This is a genomic window from Rhodococcus sovatensis (assembly GCF_037327425.1).
Taxonomy (GTDB): Bacteria; Actinomycetota; Actinomycetes; order Mycobacteriales; family Mycobacteriaceae; genus Rhodococcoides; species Rhodococcoides sovatense.
The window spans coordinates 300,473-314,673 of sequence record NZ_CP147846.1; the positions used below are offsets into that span (position 1 = coordinate 300,473).

General features: G+C 61.6%; 12 protein-coding genes and 2 pseudogenes. 8 read left to right on the top strand and 6 right to left on the bottom strand.

The genetic code is table 11. The annotated features are described in order from the left end of the window. The first annotated feature begins 29 nt into the window (after window positions 1-29). The gene (locus WDS16_RS01305) at window positions 30-482 is read left to right on the top strand and encodes a GNAT family N-acetyltransferase (protein WP_338889907.1); all 453 of its coding nucleotides are present in this window, start codon (window positions 30-32) and stop codon (window positions 480-482) included. Window position 483: 1 nt separating this feature from the next. On the opposite strand, the gene WDS16_RS01310 is transcribed toward WDS16_RS01305, so the two are convergent. After that, the gene (locus WDS16_RS01310) at window positions 484-1,812 is read right to left on the bottom strand and encodes a DEAD/DEAH box helicase (RefSeq protein ID WP_338889908.1); all 1,329 of its coding nucleotides are present in this window, start codon (window positions 1,810-1,812) and stop codon (window positions 484-486) included. Window positions 1,813-2,065: 253 nt separating this feature from the next. Beyond that, complete coding sequence (locus WDS16_RS01315) at window positions 2,066-3,376, bottom strand: HNH endonuclease signature motif containing protein (protein WP_338889910.1); 1,311 nt, start codon at window positions 3,374-3,376, stop codon at window positions 2,066-2,068. A 192-nt stretch (window positions 3,377-3,568) separates the two neighbouring features. On the opposite strand from WDS16_RS01315, the gene WDS16_RS01320 reads away from it, so the two are divergent. After that, a complete protein-coding gene (locus WDS16_RS01320; protein WP_422395740.1) occupies window positions 3,569-4,789 on the top strand; it encodes an ISL3 family transposase in 1,221 nt (406 codons plus the stop codon). Window positions 4,790-4,841: 52 nt separating this feature from the next. On the opposite strand, the gene WDS16_RS01325 is transcribed toward WDS16_RS01320, so the two are convergent. After that, on the bottom strand, window positions 4,842-5,231 hold the full coding sequence (locus tag WDS16_RS01325) for a TetR-like C-terminal domain-containing protein (protein ID WP_338889912.1): 390 nt from the start codon (window positions 5,229-5,231) through the stop codon (window positions 4,842-4,844). A 91-nt stretch (window positions 5,232-5,322) separates the two neighbouring features. Here WDS16_RS01325 and WDS16_RS01330 point away from each other — a divergent pair. After that, window positions 5,323-6,250, top strand: a pseudogene (locus WDS16_RS01330) (IS5 family transposase). A gap of 180 nt (window positions 6,251-6,430) precedes the next feature. Next, window positions 6,431-7,705, top strand: a complete 1,275-nt coding sequence (locus WDS16_RS01335; RefSeq protein ID WP_338889914.1) for a hypothetical protein — start codon at window positions 6,431-6,433, stop codon at window positions 7,703-7,705. A 41-nt stretch (window positions 7,706-7,746) separates the two neighbouring features. Here WDS16_RS01335 and WDS16_RS01340 read toward each other — a convergent pair. Continuing rightward, a pseudogene (locus WDS16_RS01340) lies at window positions 7,747-8,674 on the bottom strand (IS5 family transposase). Window positions 8,675-8,965: 291 nt separating this feature from the next. On the opposite strand from WDS16_RS01340, the gene WDS16_RS01345 reads away from it, so the two are divergent. The 3 genes from WDS16_RS01345 to WDS16_RS01355 all read left to right on the top strand — a co-directional run bounded on the left by WDS16_RS01345 (window position 8,966) and on the right by WDS16_RS01355 (window position 11,923). Beyond that, window positions 8,966-9,193 (top strand): hypothetical protein, encoded by a 228-nt coding sequence (locus WDS16_RS01345; protein WP_338889916.1) that lies wholly within the window; start codon window positions 8,966-8,968, stop codon window positions 9,191-9,193. A 411-nt stretch (window positions 9,194-9,604) separates the two neighbouring features. Then, a complete protein-coding gene (locus WDS16_RS01350; RefSeq protein ID WP_338889918.1) occupies window positions 9,605-10,300 on the top strand; it encodes a recombinase family protein in 696 nt (231 codons plus the stop codon). Between the two features lie 90 nt (window positions 10,301-10,390). Beyond that, window positions 10,391-11,923 (top strand): site-specific integrase, encoded by a 1,533-nt coding sequence (locus tag WDS16_RS01355; protein ID WP_338889920.1) that lies wholly within the window; start codon window positions 10,391-10,393, stop codon window positions 11,921-11,923. A 38-nt stretch (window positions 11,924-11,961) separates the two neighbouring features. Here WDS16_RS01355 and WDS16_RS01360 read toward each other — a convergent pair whose 3' ends face one another. Together WDS16_RS01360 and WDS16_RS01365 are read right to left on the bottom strand one after the other, a co-directional pair. After that, window positions 11,962-12,894: a DUF7687 domain-containing protein gene (locus WDS16_RS01360; RefSeq protein ID WP_338889921.1), complete on the bottom strand. Its 933-nt coding sequence runs from the start codon at window positions 12,892-12,894 to the stop codon at window positions 11,962-11,964. Continuing rightward, window positions 12,891-13,130, bottom strand: a complete 240-nt coding sequence (locus WDS16_RS01365; protein ID WP_338889923.1) for a helix-turn-helix transcriptional regulator — start codon at window positions 13,128-13,130, stop codon at window positions 12,891-12,893. Before WDS16_RS01365 ends, WDS16_RS01360 begins: the two co-directional genes overlap by 4 nt. Before the next feature lie 66 nt (window positions 13,131-13,196). Here WDS16_RS01365 and WDS16_RS01370 point away from each other — a divergent pair, with 66 nt between their 5' ends. Further along, window positions 13,197-14,081: a DNA adenine methylase gene (locus WDS16_RS01370; protein WP_338889925.1), complete on the top strand. Its 885-nt coding sequence runs from the start codon at window positions 13,197-13,199 to the stop codon at window positions 14,079-14,081. Window positions 14,082-14,201: the final 120 nt, after the last annotated feature.

Genomic DNA, 14,201 nt, shown 5'->3' on the forward strand with positions numbered 1-14,201 from the left:
TGTGCCAGCTGGCGACTTAGACTCTCGCGGTGATCACCGTCGACGAAGAACAATGGGAAACCCCGGTAGGCGCCCAGCTGCGGGCGGCACAACGAGCCGAGCTCGATGCCCGGTACGGCACCAGCGATCACGAACCCGGCGCGGCGCCGTCGGTCGCCGACATCGCCGTCTTCGTCGTCGCGCGTGACCACAACGCCGTCGGGATCGGGTGCGGCGGTCTCCGGTTGCTCGGCAACGACGAAGCTGAGATCAAGCGCATGTATGTCGTCCCCGCACAACGAGGACGCGGTGCTTCTGTCGCAATCCTGCGCCGACTCGAGGACAGTGCGCGAGGGTTGGGAATTCGCGTACTGAAGCTCGAGACCGGACCAGGTCAGCCGGACGCCGTTCGGTTCTACGAGCGCGAAGGGTATTCGAAGATCGATCCCTTCGGCGCCTACGTAGATGAACCGACGTCGCTGTGTTTTGCTCGAACGCTGTAGGTCAGCGAGTCCGCTGGCTTGCCGCTGGACCTGCGGGCCGGCGACGACGTCCACCGACGGCGGCGTGCTGACGCTGACCGCCTCCGCGAGGAGCGCCGTTGCGCGGACGGGGTGTTCCCTGACGCTGCGGCTGAGGCGCCGCCTTGGGTGCAGGCTGTACGTAACGGGCCTGCTCACCGACCAGCTCGGCTACCTGAGGCGAATCTGCAGTGACCCGAATGGGCGTCACCTTGATGTCGGCCTTGCGCAGCAGAATTGCAGTGTCTTTGCGCTGTTCGGGCAGGACGACCGTGACGACGTCTCCGGCGCTTCCCGCACGAGCGGTGCGGCCGGAGCGGTGCAGGTACGCCTTGTGCTCGGCGGGCGGATCGACGTGGACGACGAGCTGGACATCGTCGACGTGGACTCCGCGTGCGGCAACGTCGGTGGCGACGAGAACACGAGCGTCACCCGAAGAGAAGGCGAGCAGGTTGCGGTCACGCGCTGCCTGAGACAGGTTGCCGTGCAGGTCGACGGACGGAATGCCGGCGTCGGTGAGCTGCTTGGCGAGCTTGCGAGCCTGGTGCTTGGTGCGCATGAACAGGATCCGGCGACCGGTTCCCGACGCGAGCTGCTGGACGAGCTTCTTCTTCGCTTCGACGCCGTCGACCTCGAAGACGCTGTGCGTCATCGCTTCGACGTGTGAGGTGGCTTCGTCGACCGAGTGGGTGACCTGGTCGGTGAGGAAGCGCTTGACCAGCTTGTCGACGCCGTTGTCCAGTGTCGCGGAGAACAGCAGACGCTGTCCCTTCTGCGGTGTGGCGGCGAGGATACGCGTCACGACCGGGAGGAAGCCGAGGTCGGCCATGTGGTCGGCTTCGTCGAGCACGGTGATCTGCACTGCATCGAGGCTCACGTGGCGCTGCTTCATGAGGTCTTCGAGACGACCGGGGCATGCGACGACGATGTCGACTCCGCCGTTGAGTGCCGAGACCTGACGATTCTGCGAGACGCCACCGAAGATGGTGGTGACCTTGAGCTTGTATGCCGCTGCCAGCGGTTCGATGGCGACGGCGATCTGAGTTGCGAGCTCGCGGGTCGGGGCGAGGATCAGTCCGCGCGGGCGACCGGGCTTGCGGTTGCCGGGGAGCTGTCCGGCGAGCCGGGCGACCATGGGGATTGCGAAGGCGAGGGTCTTGCCGCTGCCGGTCTTGCCGCGCCCGAGGACGTCGCGTCCTACGAGGGTGTCGGGCAGGGTGTCGGCCTGGATGGGGAACGGTTCGGTCTTGCCCTGTGAAGAGAGAACGTCGGCGAGAGCGTGCGGTACGCCGAGTGAAGCAAAGGTAGTCATAGTGATGGGTTGCGCCTTTCGGGCAGGGTGTTGCACCCATGGGCTATGGCCCGAGAATGCAAGGGTGGCGAGACTGCCGGTGGGCAGTTTCGATCGCCGTAAGAAAAGCCTGTGCAGGGTGCACATGGACTACGCGGCCGGAGCCGGGCGGAAGTAGAAGCATTCCACGACGTCTGACGTGCAGCTACGCGCGTCGTCTCCGAGTGTAACCGCTGACCCGTCCTGATCCTTCCCCGAGTGATGCATCAGGCATTCACGCTGCCGTCATGTTCAAAGTGAGTTCGTGTTCGAAGAACGACGAGTAGCGGCGTGCAACCGGCATTCGCGGTGCCTCCGAGCTGTAAGCGTGACCGGTCGGAGTTTCGAAGTCGTAGACGTGGACCACGCCTTTCGATTTCGGCCGAGGTCCCGACTCCCAGCCATCGGCTTCCTTCGCATGGTTGCACGCTGCGCACAGCCCGGCACCGTTGTTCGCGGTGGTCTTGCCCCCGCGGGCGAACGATCGGATGTGGTCGCGGTGGCGAATTGGAGCATCGCACCACGGAGTCCGGCATCTACGGTCCCTGAGGTCGATGAGTCGGGCCAACGCAGTCGGGAAGGTCCGCGATTTCGATTCCATCGCAGTGAGTGCTCCCGAGGATGGTTCCGCGTAGAGCTTTCGGAGGGTAACTCGTACGTCCTCGGCTAGCGCGTCGCGGACGAGTTGCCGCGCGATCGATGCGGGAATCTCGCCGTAGCCGTCCAGGTGGGCAGGTTCTTTGCTGCCGGCCAGGAGGGTTTCGTCGGACAGTACGAGGTTGACGGCTACTGCGGCCCCGGCTTTCGCGGTGGTGGCGCCTGTGATGCGTTCGTACGCAAGGTCGGCCATGACCTGGTCGCGGGTACGTGTTTCGCTGCCGACGCCCACGATCGAGTCGGCGGCCTTACGCAATGTCGCCCACATGCTGACGGCGCGGTCCATCGACGTCAATGTCTTGAATTCGCACATGTAGTCGGGTTGTGGGCGGGTGCTGGTGCGGCGCTGAGAGAACGCCTTCTGCTTCTTCTTCACTACCGATGCCGGATCGAGTTGGGCGGCCAAGACTTTGGCCTTCGACTCGATGGTTTTGTCGCCGAGGTTCTTCAGAGTTGCCGGGTCCGAGCACAGCCGCTTGTCGATGACCTGTCGGTCTTCGACTGTCAGGCATGCTGTTTCACGCACGAGCAGCGTCACTCGCCATTCGTTGAGCTCACCCGCCAGCAGCCGTGCATACGTGTGTGGCATTTCGTGAATCAGTGCACGAGCAAGGCCGAGGAATCGGCCCCCTTTGTTCGGCGATTCGCGCCTGGCGAGGCCGATCTGTGAGGCAACCCCAGCGCGCCACTGCGCCTTCGGTTTACCGATTGCGCGCCTCTGCTCGGCGATCGCAGTAGCCACGCCATCGGTTGCGCTGGCTTGAACGGCCGAACAGGTCGACTTCAAGGTTTCGAGCGCAGAGATCAGGTCGATCCCGGCAGTGGCGTCGACGATGCCCGTCGACTGCTGCAGCTGCGCAACCAACTTCAGAACTTCGGATGCTTCCACGAGACCCCCTGAATCTCTCGAACATATGTGGCGCTCCTGAGGTTTGTGTGGGCGCCATTTCTGCTGTTCAGGGTGGGTTGTGTTGTTGGACGCAGTGTTCGGCGAGTTGCCGGTGAGATGAGGGACGCGCACGTGCTGGGCCTCTAGATTTCGGGGTTCCTACACCAACCTCAACCCGGAGGGCCGCTACACGTGCGCGTCAGTACTGCATTTAACCGTCTGCTTCAGATTCCCGGTGCATCGGTATCGGATGTGTCGATCACAGATAGCTCCGTCGAGGTCGTGTTGCGGCGTCGTGCGCGGCGGTCGAAGTGTCCGTGCGGGTACACCACTGCCGCATCGTACGACCAGGCGCCCAGACGGTGGCGGCATCTCGATTTCGGTCGCCACAAGGTGTGGCTGGTCTACTCGATCCACCGAATAGAGTGCCCGACCTGCGGCGTTCGAACCGAGGACGTGCCGTGGGCAAGGCCGAGAGCACGACACACGCGGGACTTCGAAGACACAGTGCTGTGGCTGGTGACGCGTACCGATCGCACCTCGGTCTCGACGTTGATGCGCTGTGCGTGGCGTACGGTCACCTCCATCGTCACGCGGGCGGTCGATGCGTTGATCGATTCGCGTCGGCTCGACAGGCTGTATCGGATCGGTGTCGACGAAATCTGCTATCGGCATCCGCACAAGTACCTCACCATCGTCGGCGATCACGACACCGGCAAGGTCGTGTACATCGCCGAGGGCCGAGGGCGTGAGTCGTTTTCGGAATTTTTCGAGCAACAGTCCGCCCGGGAACGAGGCGCGGTGCAGGTGGTGTCGATGGACGGGTCTCCGGCTTTCCGGGCCGCCGCCGAACATCACGTCCCGCGCGCCCGCCAATGCATGGATCCCTTTCATGTCATGCAGTGGGTCAACCGTGCTCTGGACCGAGTGTTCTCCGATGCGGCGTCGGTTCGTCGTACGTTGACGATGCAGGCGCCCCAATGGCGCAAGGCTCGAACAGCGTTGCGGCTGGGTAAGAATCGGCTGACCAAGACTCACAAGTCGCTGCTGCGAACGGTCATCACTGCCGACACCGAAGTCGGGACTGCGTGGCGTTTGAAGGAACAGTTCCGCGATCTCTACCGCAAGGTCGCTCCCCCCAATGCCGCGCGTTACTTACGGCGTTGGATCGAGGAAGCGCGGTCCTGCGGGATCATCGCGTTCGTACAACTGGCCCGCATGATCGAGAAGAAAGCGGAGGCGATCTGTGCGGCAATCGAGCTAGGCATTTCGAATGCTCTCATCGAGGGAATCAACTCGAAGATCAGGCTGATCAACGCCCGTGGTTACGGTCATCATTCCGCTGAATCACTCAAGGCGATGATCTACCTGAACCTCGGTGGAATCGAGGTCAAACTCCCCACACAAACGTAAGGAGGGGCACATATGTTCGATAGTAGCAACCCCGGGGGTGGGGCGCAATGCCTCAGCCTGGGGAAAGGTTCTGCAAGGCGAGACCGAGTACACGCTCCAGGTCATCGACTCCGTAGGCAGTGCTGGACTTGCCTGCATCCTCCGCCACGAGGTGGTTGGACATGGCCAGTCCGTGCAGCAGGACCCAGAGGAGCGGGCCGACGTCTCGGGGGTCGTCGGGGATCAATAGCCTGCTCCGTTGAGCATCCACTACGAGCTCATGAAAGTATGAGTTGAATTCGGCGGCAGCGGTTTTCAGTACTTCGCTCGGTTTGAACGCGTAGTCGCCGCCGAACTCCAGGCGGTAGTGATTCGGGTATTTCCACGCGACGCGAACGTACGCTAGGCAGGCGCGAAAAATCGAGGTGGTGTCTGCGGTCGGTGTGTCTGCTGCGCGGAGCATCTCCGCGCTCAGGTGGGTCAGGTTCTCGGCAGCTACTGTGCTTAGAGCGTGTCTCCCAAATTTGAGAGGTGCTGTCAGCGATGATATTTCGATGACGCGCGTGGGAGTGATCAGTGACGAGTTCTGGGAGATCGTCGAGCCAGTGATACCCACCGACGTGGGAAAACGTGGGCGGCGGTTCGCCGAGCACCGGCGAATTCTGGAGGGCATCGCATACCGATTCCGTACCGGGTGTCCGTGGCGAGATCTGCCGGAGGACTTCGGTCCGTGGCAGACGGTGTGGAAACGCCACCACCGATGGTCCTTCGATGGCACCTACGACGAGATGCTTGCCGCGGTGGCCGAGGTGTTCGGTCTCGACCCGGAAGAACTCGACGGCGATATCGGGGCGGTGCTCTCGATCGACTCGACCAGCGTCCGGGCGCATCAGCATGCGGCCGGTGCGCGAGCCGACACTCTCACAGGGGGCCTTGTCGAATTACAAGAAATCCGTCGACGAACCCGCTGACCACGCGTTGGGTCGATCTCGCGGAGGATTCACCACGAAGATCCATGCACTGACCGACCTGACGTGCTCGCCGGTGACGATGCTGCTGACCGGTGGGCAAGCCGGGGACAATCCACAGTTGGTGCCGTTGCTCGATGCCCACCGAGCTGCCGGTGGGGACCAGGACTACCGATTGCTCGCCGACAAGGCGTACACCCATCCCAGTACCCGCACCGAACTGCGTCGCCGCAAGATCAAACACACCATTCCCGAGCGCAGCGACCAGAAGCAGCGACGGGCCGACAAGGGGTCCGCCGGTGGTCGTCCACCGGGTTTCGATCCGACGATGTACAAGCACCGCAACACCGTCGAGCGTGGCTTCGGGCGGCTCAAACAGTGGCGTGGTGTGGCCACTCGATATGACAAGTACGCCATGACATTCCTCGGGGGCGTTGTCCTGTGCGCGGCAGTTCTGCACTCCCGCAACCACAACCACCGCCCGGCGATGAAAACGAAAACGGACCCAATTTAAGAGACACGCTCTAGTCCGGGGCCGAACGAGTTCCGCAGAACCGCCGAGTGGGCCGCAGCACAAGCGGCAGTGGCTAGTCCGGATGAGACGCTAGCTCGGATCAACCGCGACGATCCGGCGCATGCGGTTGTCGATGAGGATGCCTTCTGGGATTCGCGGCCCTCCCTCCAGCACCTGCGCATGTTTGCCCGTTCGCGTCGAGTCGGCCCGTGGTCGATGCTGGGAGCGGTTTTAGCCCGCGTGCTTGCCGTCGTCCCGCCGTCGGTCGTGTTGCCTCCTACGATCGGCAGTCACGCCAGCCTCAATTTCTTCGTGGCGTTGGTTGCTGCGTCCGGCGACGGAAAGGGCTCGTCGGAGAGTGCCGCTGCCGACGCTATCGACACCACCCCAGACGTGTACGTTGCGACGCCCGGCAGCGGGGAAGGCATACCGAAGCAATACGCCTACAAAGCCAGCGGCAAACAAGTCAACCTCCGCAACTCCGTCATGTTCTCCGTTGCCGAAATCGACACCCTCGCAGCCCTCGGCAACCGCTCCAACTCGACGTTGATGCCGGAGCTTCGGAAGGCGTGGATGGGCGAACGCCTCGGCTTCGGCTACGCCACCGCGGACAAGGCGGTTCCGATCCTCAATCACCGGTACCGGATGACGATGGTGGTCGGGGTGCAGCCTGGACGATCCCGCGCGTTGTTGGAGGACAGCGACGGCGGCACCACCCAACGGTTCTTGTGGATGCCGACGACTGACCCGGACGCTCCTGATGAAGCCCCGGACGACCCGGGTACGTTGGCGCTTCACCGTTGGCCTAGGGGTGTTGTAGCTACTCATGAATCGGCATCTTCGGCGCAGCCGGTTCTGGAAGGTGGCGAGGTCACCCATCTCATCGAGGTTGACGTTCTCGGTCTACAACATCCGGTCAAGCACTCCGAGCTTCAGGCGCTTCAACTCCCAAGTGTCGCTGTAGACCTGATCCACAGTACGCACCTCGTGAAGTTGCGGGGAGGGGCGCGGGACGGACTCGACGGGCACGCAATCCTAGCTCGATTAAAGGTGGCTGCGGCGCTCATGGTTCTCGATGGGCGAACCGACGCGGTCAACGAATCCGACTGGGACCTGGCGGGCATGGTGATGACAGTCAGTGACCGCACGCGCGCACAAGTGCAGAAGGACGTGGCTTTCAAAGCTGCCCAGCTTAATCGTCACCGCGGCCAGACCGAAGGCGAGCGCGAATTGGTCAAGGCCGAGGTGGTCGATACGGCCCGCTTCAAGCGAGTCGCCGGCAACCTACGCAAGACCAGCCCCATGACGATGAATCAGCTCAAAAAGCGAGTCGCTCAACGAGACCGGGAATTAGTCGAGGACGCGCTTGGTGCTCTGGTCGATCTTGGGGACGTTGAGCTGGAGGACTTCGAATACAAGGGAACGAAGGGCGTGCGGGTCTCCTGGACGGGGTGATCGCAGGACTGCGTCGGAAGAGGGCGTCTAGAGCGTGTCTCTTAAATTGGGTCCGTTTTCGTTTTCATCGCCGGGCGGTGGTTGTGGTTGCGGGAGTGCAGAAGTGCCGCGCACAGGACAACGCCCCCGAGGAATGTCATGGCGTACTTGTCATATCGAGTGGCCACACCACGCCACTGTTTGAGCCGCCCGAAGCCACGCTCGACGGTGTTGCGGTGCTTGTACATCGTCGGATCGAAACCCGGTGGACGACCACCGGCGGACCCCTTGTCGGCCCGTCGCTGCTTCTGGTCGCTGCGCTCGGGAATGGTGTGTTTGATCTTGCGGCGACGCAGTTCGGTGCGGGTACTGGGATGGGTGTACGCCTTGTCGGCGAGCAATCGGTAGTCCTGGTCCCCACCGGCAGCTCGGTGGGCATCGAGCAACGGCACCAACTGTGGATTGTCCCCGGCTTGCCCACCGGTCAGCAGCATCGTCACCGGCGAGCACGTCAGGTCGGTCAGTGCATGGATCTTCGTGGTGAATCCTCCGCGAGATCGACCCAACGCGTGGTCAGCGGGTTCGTCGACGGATTTCTTGTAATTCGACAAGGCCCCCTGTGAGAGTGTCGGCTCGCGCACCGGCCGCATGCTGATGCGCCCGGACGCTGGTCGAGTCGATCGAGAGCACCGCCCCGATATCGCCGTCGAGTTCTTCCGGGTCGAGACCGAACACCTCGGCCACCGCGGCAAGCATCTCGTCGTAGGTGCCATCGAAGGACCATCGGTGGTGGCGTTTCCACACCGTCTGCCACGGACCGAAGTCCTCCGGCAGATCTCGCCACGGACACCCGGTACGGAATCGGTATGCGATGCCCTCCAGAATTCGCCGGTGCTCGGCGAACCGCCGCCCACGTTTTCCCACGTCGGTGGGTATCACTGGCTCGACGATCTCCCAGAACTCGTCACTGATCACTCCCACGCGCGTCATCGAAATATCATCGCTGACAGCACCTCTCAAATTTGGGAGACACGCTCTAGGCGGGTACGCGGGTACGAAGTACCCGCCTAGCGCGAGAAGGAAAGTGAAAAGTGGAGGAATCGTGCAGTGCAGTGACCGTAAAACGCCTGGTCAACACACAAAATATCAATCGCGGGTAAGGAAGCGAATCGGCCGAACGACGCCGACGGGGGTACGCGTACCCCCGTACCCGCCTTCCCTCGGCCCAGGAGCGAGTATCGACGACTCGGATCACCTTGGACGAGAAGATGGGAGGACGTGATGGCGAGTGAGTCGTGGACGAGTGAGCGGCGGACTGCGCGGCACGAAGCAGTGGTTCTGGAGAACGACCGCGTCAGGTACGCACGCCGAGACGCGAAGATGTGGGCCGAGGTCGACGCTATGGCGGCCGACGAGGAAGAACGCAGGAAAGCACCGAGCAAGTTGAACGTCGGGAACTTTGGTGCGCGGATGCCGGCGCCGCCTGAGGAGGGATGGGACTGGTTCTGAGCAGAGGTCGATAATCACTCACTCTGGCTGCAGGACGCGCTTGTCTCCCCGGTCAGCCTCACCCTCCCGGACCCTCCGTCAATCAGCTCAACCCGACCTCAGCAGTGGTCACAGGGTCAGGGTCGGCGTCGCTACCGACCTCTCGCGAAGTACGGGCCGAACGGGAAGCGATGATGGCTCTGTCACCCACCTAGCTCCACAGCTCCCCAGCGTTGACGGCGAATCGGGGGACTCGTCTCGTCTCGGGGGTTCAAGTCGTTAGGGACGAAATGCACTGTGGAAGAAACCCTTCGAGGAATCTGTTTGTAGCAGGGCTTGTAGCGTTTAGGGGCGGAAACGCTTACGCTTCGAGGCGTATACGAACGTTTACGCCCTATCCGCCTCGACTTCCGACGCTCCAGGAGAACCGAAATGACGACGATGCAATCGCTCGACCAGCGCGAACACGCAGGACCAAAACTCAAGGGCCTCAGAGTCATCGGATACGCCCGTGTCAGCACAGCCACTCAGAGTGAACGCGGCCACGGTCTCGGCGCTCAACTGGACCACATGCGAAGCTACTGTGCAGCAAATGATTTGAACCTGCTGACTGTCACGCACGACGTGGTCAGTGGCGGTAGCAGTGAAAAGATGTGGGGACGCGAAGCAGCGATTCGAGCGATCGAGTCTGGTCTCGCAGATGCGCTTCTCGTTCGCGCCCTGGATCGGATCTCACGTGACCAGCTCGATGCTGCTGCGTTGTTTAAGCGAGCAGCGCAACGTAATTGGAGGCTACTCGACTGCGAGCGAGCCGACAGCGGTGATCCGAGCCAGCGCCTACTCGCGGACATTCGCATTTCGATGGCCGCCGAAGAGCGTCGGAAGACCAGCGAGAGAACCAAGGAGGGACTGCGCCGCGCCAGGGCGCAGGGTAAGCAACTTGGCCGCCCGTCGAGAATTGTGCCCGAGATCGTCGCCGAGATTGTGGCGCTTCGTACCGAGGACAAGGTCAGCGCGCAGCGCATCTCCGAACGGCTCGACCAGATCGGCGTGCCAACGCCCGGTGGCGGGTCAAAGTGGCAGGCCAGCACGATTCGCCGCCTGCTCCAGCGAGAGGGCGTGGCCTGAGATGGACACCTTCGCCCTGATTCTCGTGGTCGTCCTGCCCATCGCGTTCATCGTGATCGGCGCAATCTTCGGAACCGGAAAGAAGTAGCAATGCCCCACATCGAGAAGGCCGAGACCAAGCGCACCAAGGACGGCAAGCCAGTCCCGTCGTATCGGGTTCGGTGGACCGAGAAGGCACGCGACGAGCACGGGCGACCGATCCCTTTCAACCCAGGCAGGCCCGACGGACGAGCCAAGGAGGTCAACCGGCAACGCACCTTCCGGTCGAAGGAAGCAGCCCAGGAGTACTGCGACGAACTTAACGCTCAGCGGCACAAAGTAGTTGCCGCGTCGCCGTCGGAACTCCGCAAGCTCGGAGATCAGGCGCTCGGTTACTTTGCTCACCAGTACTTCGAGGGTTTGGCCGGGGCAGTGAAGCCGAGGTATGCGCGGGAGACCGAAGCCGTCTACAAGCGCTACATCGCAGACGCCTTTGCCACGCGGGCCGTCGCCTCGATCACTGCCGCGGACATACGGCGGTTCCGGGCTGATCTGCTGAGTCCGCGACCGAAGCGCAGCTACCGACCCGACGAGCCGGTGGAGATGGTTACGTTGGCGAGGACCACGATCAAGCCTGCGTACGACGTGCTGCGGAGGATCTTGGACGTTGCGGTCGTGGACGGGGCGATCCCGGCTAACCCGGTGCATTCGGTGCCGCTCGGTCGGACCACCATCGACGCGGACACCCCCGAGTTCGAGCCGCGACCACTCACCGCCGAACAGGTAGGTGCTGTAACCGACCACATCGCCCGCGTCCAGGGTTACCCGATCTACGCGTTGGCAGTGACGACGAGCGCCTACAGCGGACTCCGCGCGGGAGAGCTTGCCGGCCTTAACGTCGGGGACGTGGGGTTGCCAGAGGTTGAGGGCCGCAATGGGTTTCTGCGCGTGACGCGGACAAGGCGAGCCGTTCGGGGTGGCTTCGAGACCGGCACCCCGAAGAGCAAGCGCAGCCGTAGGGCAGTGCCGATTGACGCGTGGCTGGCGGACGACTTGCGCCGGTACCTCTCGGAGGTCCACCCGTTCGGCAACCCCGACCACGCGGACTACGACCCGAACGCGCCGTTGTTCCCTGGTCGGTATGCGACGGGGGAGACGATGCCGGACGGCCTGACCCAAGACGCTATTCGACCCGAGCGCGCGGCGGTCGTTGACCCTGAGGTACGTCGGAAGAACGGAGCGGCCGACCGCCGCAACGCGACCTACGACCCGACGGTGACCTGCATTCGGCCCGCCCCGTCCGAGGGGTACAAGTGGAGCGTTCCGATCAACCCCGGCAACGTCGCTGACCACTACTTCGAGCCCGCCCTACGCGCGGTCGGGTTGCCGCACTCCCGCTGGCATGACCTCCGCCACACGTTCGCGGTGATGAGCCTGAGCGCGGGGGAGCACTACATGCAGGTCTCGAAGTGGCTCGGGCACGCGTCCTACGTGACTACGCTCAACGTCTACGCTGACTACATCGCGGAGAACGAAGGTGGGAAGCAGGCCCCGCTGACCCGTCCCCTTGCGGAACCGGCGCGCCAACAACCGGCCCCACAAGCCTCGAACGTAGTGCCGCTCTTTGGTAGGCGGTTGGGATAGGAAGGCGGTGCACCCTGGTAGACAGCGATTGAACTCAGTCAGGACTCCTTTACGTATTCGGTCATGTAGTGATTTGCCCAGTCATCTGCAATTTGAGGAAGTTCACGAATTACCTCTCTGCCGAATAGAAGGTCGTCTACATGTCCCATATTAAGAATATCCACCATTCTGCAAAGGTATGATCTACCCTTTCCCCACCAAGTTTCAAAAGCGTCCACCATAACGAGATGGTGGATTTTGATTCCTGAGCCTCGCTCAAGTTCCTCGCGTTCGTAGCCGTCTAGGCTGGTAATGTAGACCGCGTCCGAGATTTTGCTGCCAAACGTGGTGGTGTAGTAATATTCTTTTATTTCCCACATCGCGATCGGATTTCGGGTCGAGGGAAAGGATCCATCGTATCGACGTGAGAACGTTTGGTAGAGCTTTCCGTCATGATCGACGGAAGTCATTTTGCGGGGATCGTAGTCGCATGGTAAGCCGTTAAGCCGTTCTGCAACAATCAAATTGACGATACCAGTCAGATATGACTCTCTCTTTTTCTCGTCTTTTTGCTTGTTAAGCGGGACTCTCACGATCGAATCGCCAACGTGGTATTCGACGGCGCTCTCTTCTCCTTTGCTATTCAAGATCCGATTTCCTGTCATTCGAGCCCCGACAGAATCTTTTACTTCGTCGTATGCCTCAAAGGCCTCGACCGAGTTCATCAGATCGACACGGACCTGATTGTTCAAAATTTCGGCCCGATAGGTGAAGTACTCACTTAGCAGGAAGGCGAATTGGCTTGGATTGGTCGGAGTTCCAAGTGTCTCTGTGGGTTGCCCGAGCTTCTTCAGGGCCGCGAACATATCGTCAATTGAGGGGTTTCGGACGGTCGATGCACCACGAATCGAATACCCGAGTGATTCGCTGATAGCGCGAACGTAAGCCCAGAAACTGGTGGGATTACCGAAAAATCTTGGGTCAGCCTTCATAGGTCCTCCTCGAAGCGCTTGACCAGCGAAGCGAGAGAAACGTCCAGTGCTGCGGCGATTGCATGGAGTTCCACGAGATCGAGACGGCGTGTTCCGGACTCGTACTTGCTGACAAACGATTGCGGTTCGTTGAGTCGATCGGCCAGCTGTTGCTGGCTCAATCCGGCCTCGGCACGTGCTTCGCGAAGGACTCGCAGCAGTTCGGCGTATGCCCGAGTGGTGATCGACTTTTCCACGATCGGAGTTGACCAGTGCCCGTGTTCGTATCCGAAATTGGGATACTTGCCTGCTAGGCTCTCACGATGACCACGACCGAGACCTTGTTTGACGTGTCGGAGCCAATTGCACCGTTCAAGACGCAGCTTCTGAAGTGGATCGGTAACAAGCAACGCTTCGCCCATGAGATCGCGTCGTACTTCCCCCAGGACGTGGGTACGTACTTCGAACCCTTTGTCGGGAGTGGTGCGGTACTTGGTACCTATGCGCCCGTCCGCGGATTTGCATCTGACGCACTGGGTCCTCTCGCGGAGATCTGGACGACTCTCTCTGAAGATCCAGAACTGCTGAAGGAGTGGTACGCGGAACGGCGCAACCTTGTTGACCCGGAATTTACTAACAAGTCTGAGGTCTACGAGAAGGTCAAAGCTTCGTACAACTTCACGCCCAACGGTGCTGATCTTCTTTACATCTGCCGTTCTTGCTACGGCGGTGTCGTAAGGTTCCGAAAGGCCGACCACTACCTGTCGACGCCTTGCGGCGTTCACAAGCCCGTATCCTCGGAGTCATTCAGCAAGCGGGTCGACACCTGGTCAGAGCGCGTGAAGGGGACAAAGTTCGCGCATCTCGACTATCGGGAGGCGATGCAATCGGCTGTGGCGGGCGATCTTGTCTACTGCGACCCGCCCTACACGGACACCCAGGCAATCCTTTACGGGGCACAACAGTTCCTGCTTGAAGATCTGTTTACGGAGATCGACAGATGCAAGTCGCGCGGCGTACGGGTGGCTCTCAGCATCGATGGAACAAAGAAGTCGGGTCTAAAGAGCGTCGTCAATGCCGCCCCGGATGGTCTTTTCGTCAGCGAGGTAATGGTGAACTGTGGCAGGTCCATGCTCCGTCGGTTCCAGATGAGCGGACAGACCCTGGAGTCCGAAGTAGTGGCGGACAGGCTACTGCTTACCTACTAGCGGCGTCGTAGACGAGCTGAGAGCGCGAACACGTGAGGTAAGCCGTCGCTCACGCGTAAATCACGCGCGTTTCAGGCTTGGATCGGTCGGTTCAGCCCCTCGGATCGGGCCTCGCAGGCG

Coding starts and splice junctions, on each gene's coding strand:
- WDS16_RS01310 (WP_338889908.1), bottom strand. CDS start 1,812: ATGACTACCTTTGCTTCACTCGGCGTACCGCACGCTCTCGCCGACGTT.
- WDS16_RS01325 (WP_338889912.1), bottom strand. CDS start 5,231: ATGCTCCGCGCAGCAGACACACCGACCGCAGACACCACCTCGATTTTT.
- WDS16_RS01335 (WP_338889914.1), top strand. CDS start 6,431: ATGTTTGCCCGTTCGCGTCGAGTCGGCCCGTGGTCGATGCTGGGAGCG.
- WDS16_RS01345 (WP_338889916.1), top strand. CDS start 8,966: ATGGCGAGTGAGTCGTGGACGAGTGAGCGGCGGACTGCGCGGCACGAA.
- WDS16_RS01350 (WP_338889918.1), top strand. CDS start 9,605: ATGACGACGATGCAATCGCTCGACCAGCGCGAACACGCAGGACCAAAA.
- WDS16_RS01355 (WP_338889920.1), top strand. CDS start 10,391: ATGCCCCACATCGAGAAGGCCGAGACCAAGCGCACCAAGGACGGCAAG.
- WDS16_RS01360 (WP_338889921.1), bottom strand. CDS start 12,894: ATGAAGGCTGACCCAAGATTTTTCGGTAATCCCACCAGTTTCTGGGCT.
- WDS16_RS01370 (WP_338889925.1), top strand. CDS start 13,197: ATGACCACGACCGAGACCTTGTTTGACGTGTCGGAGCCAATTGCACCG.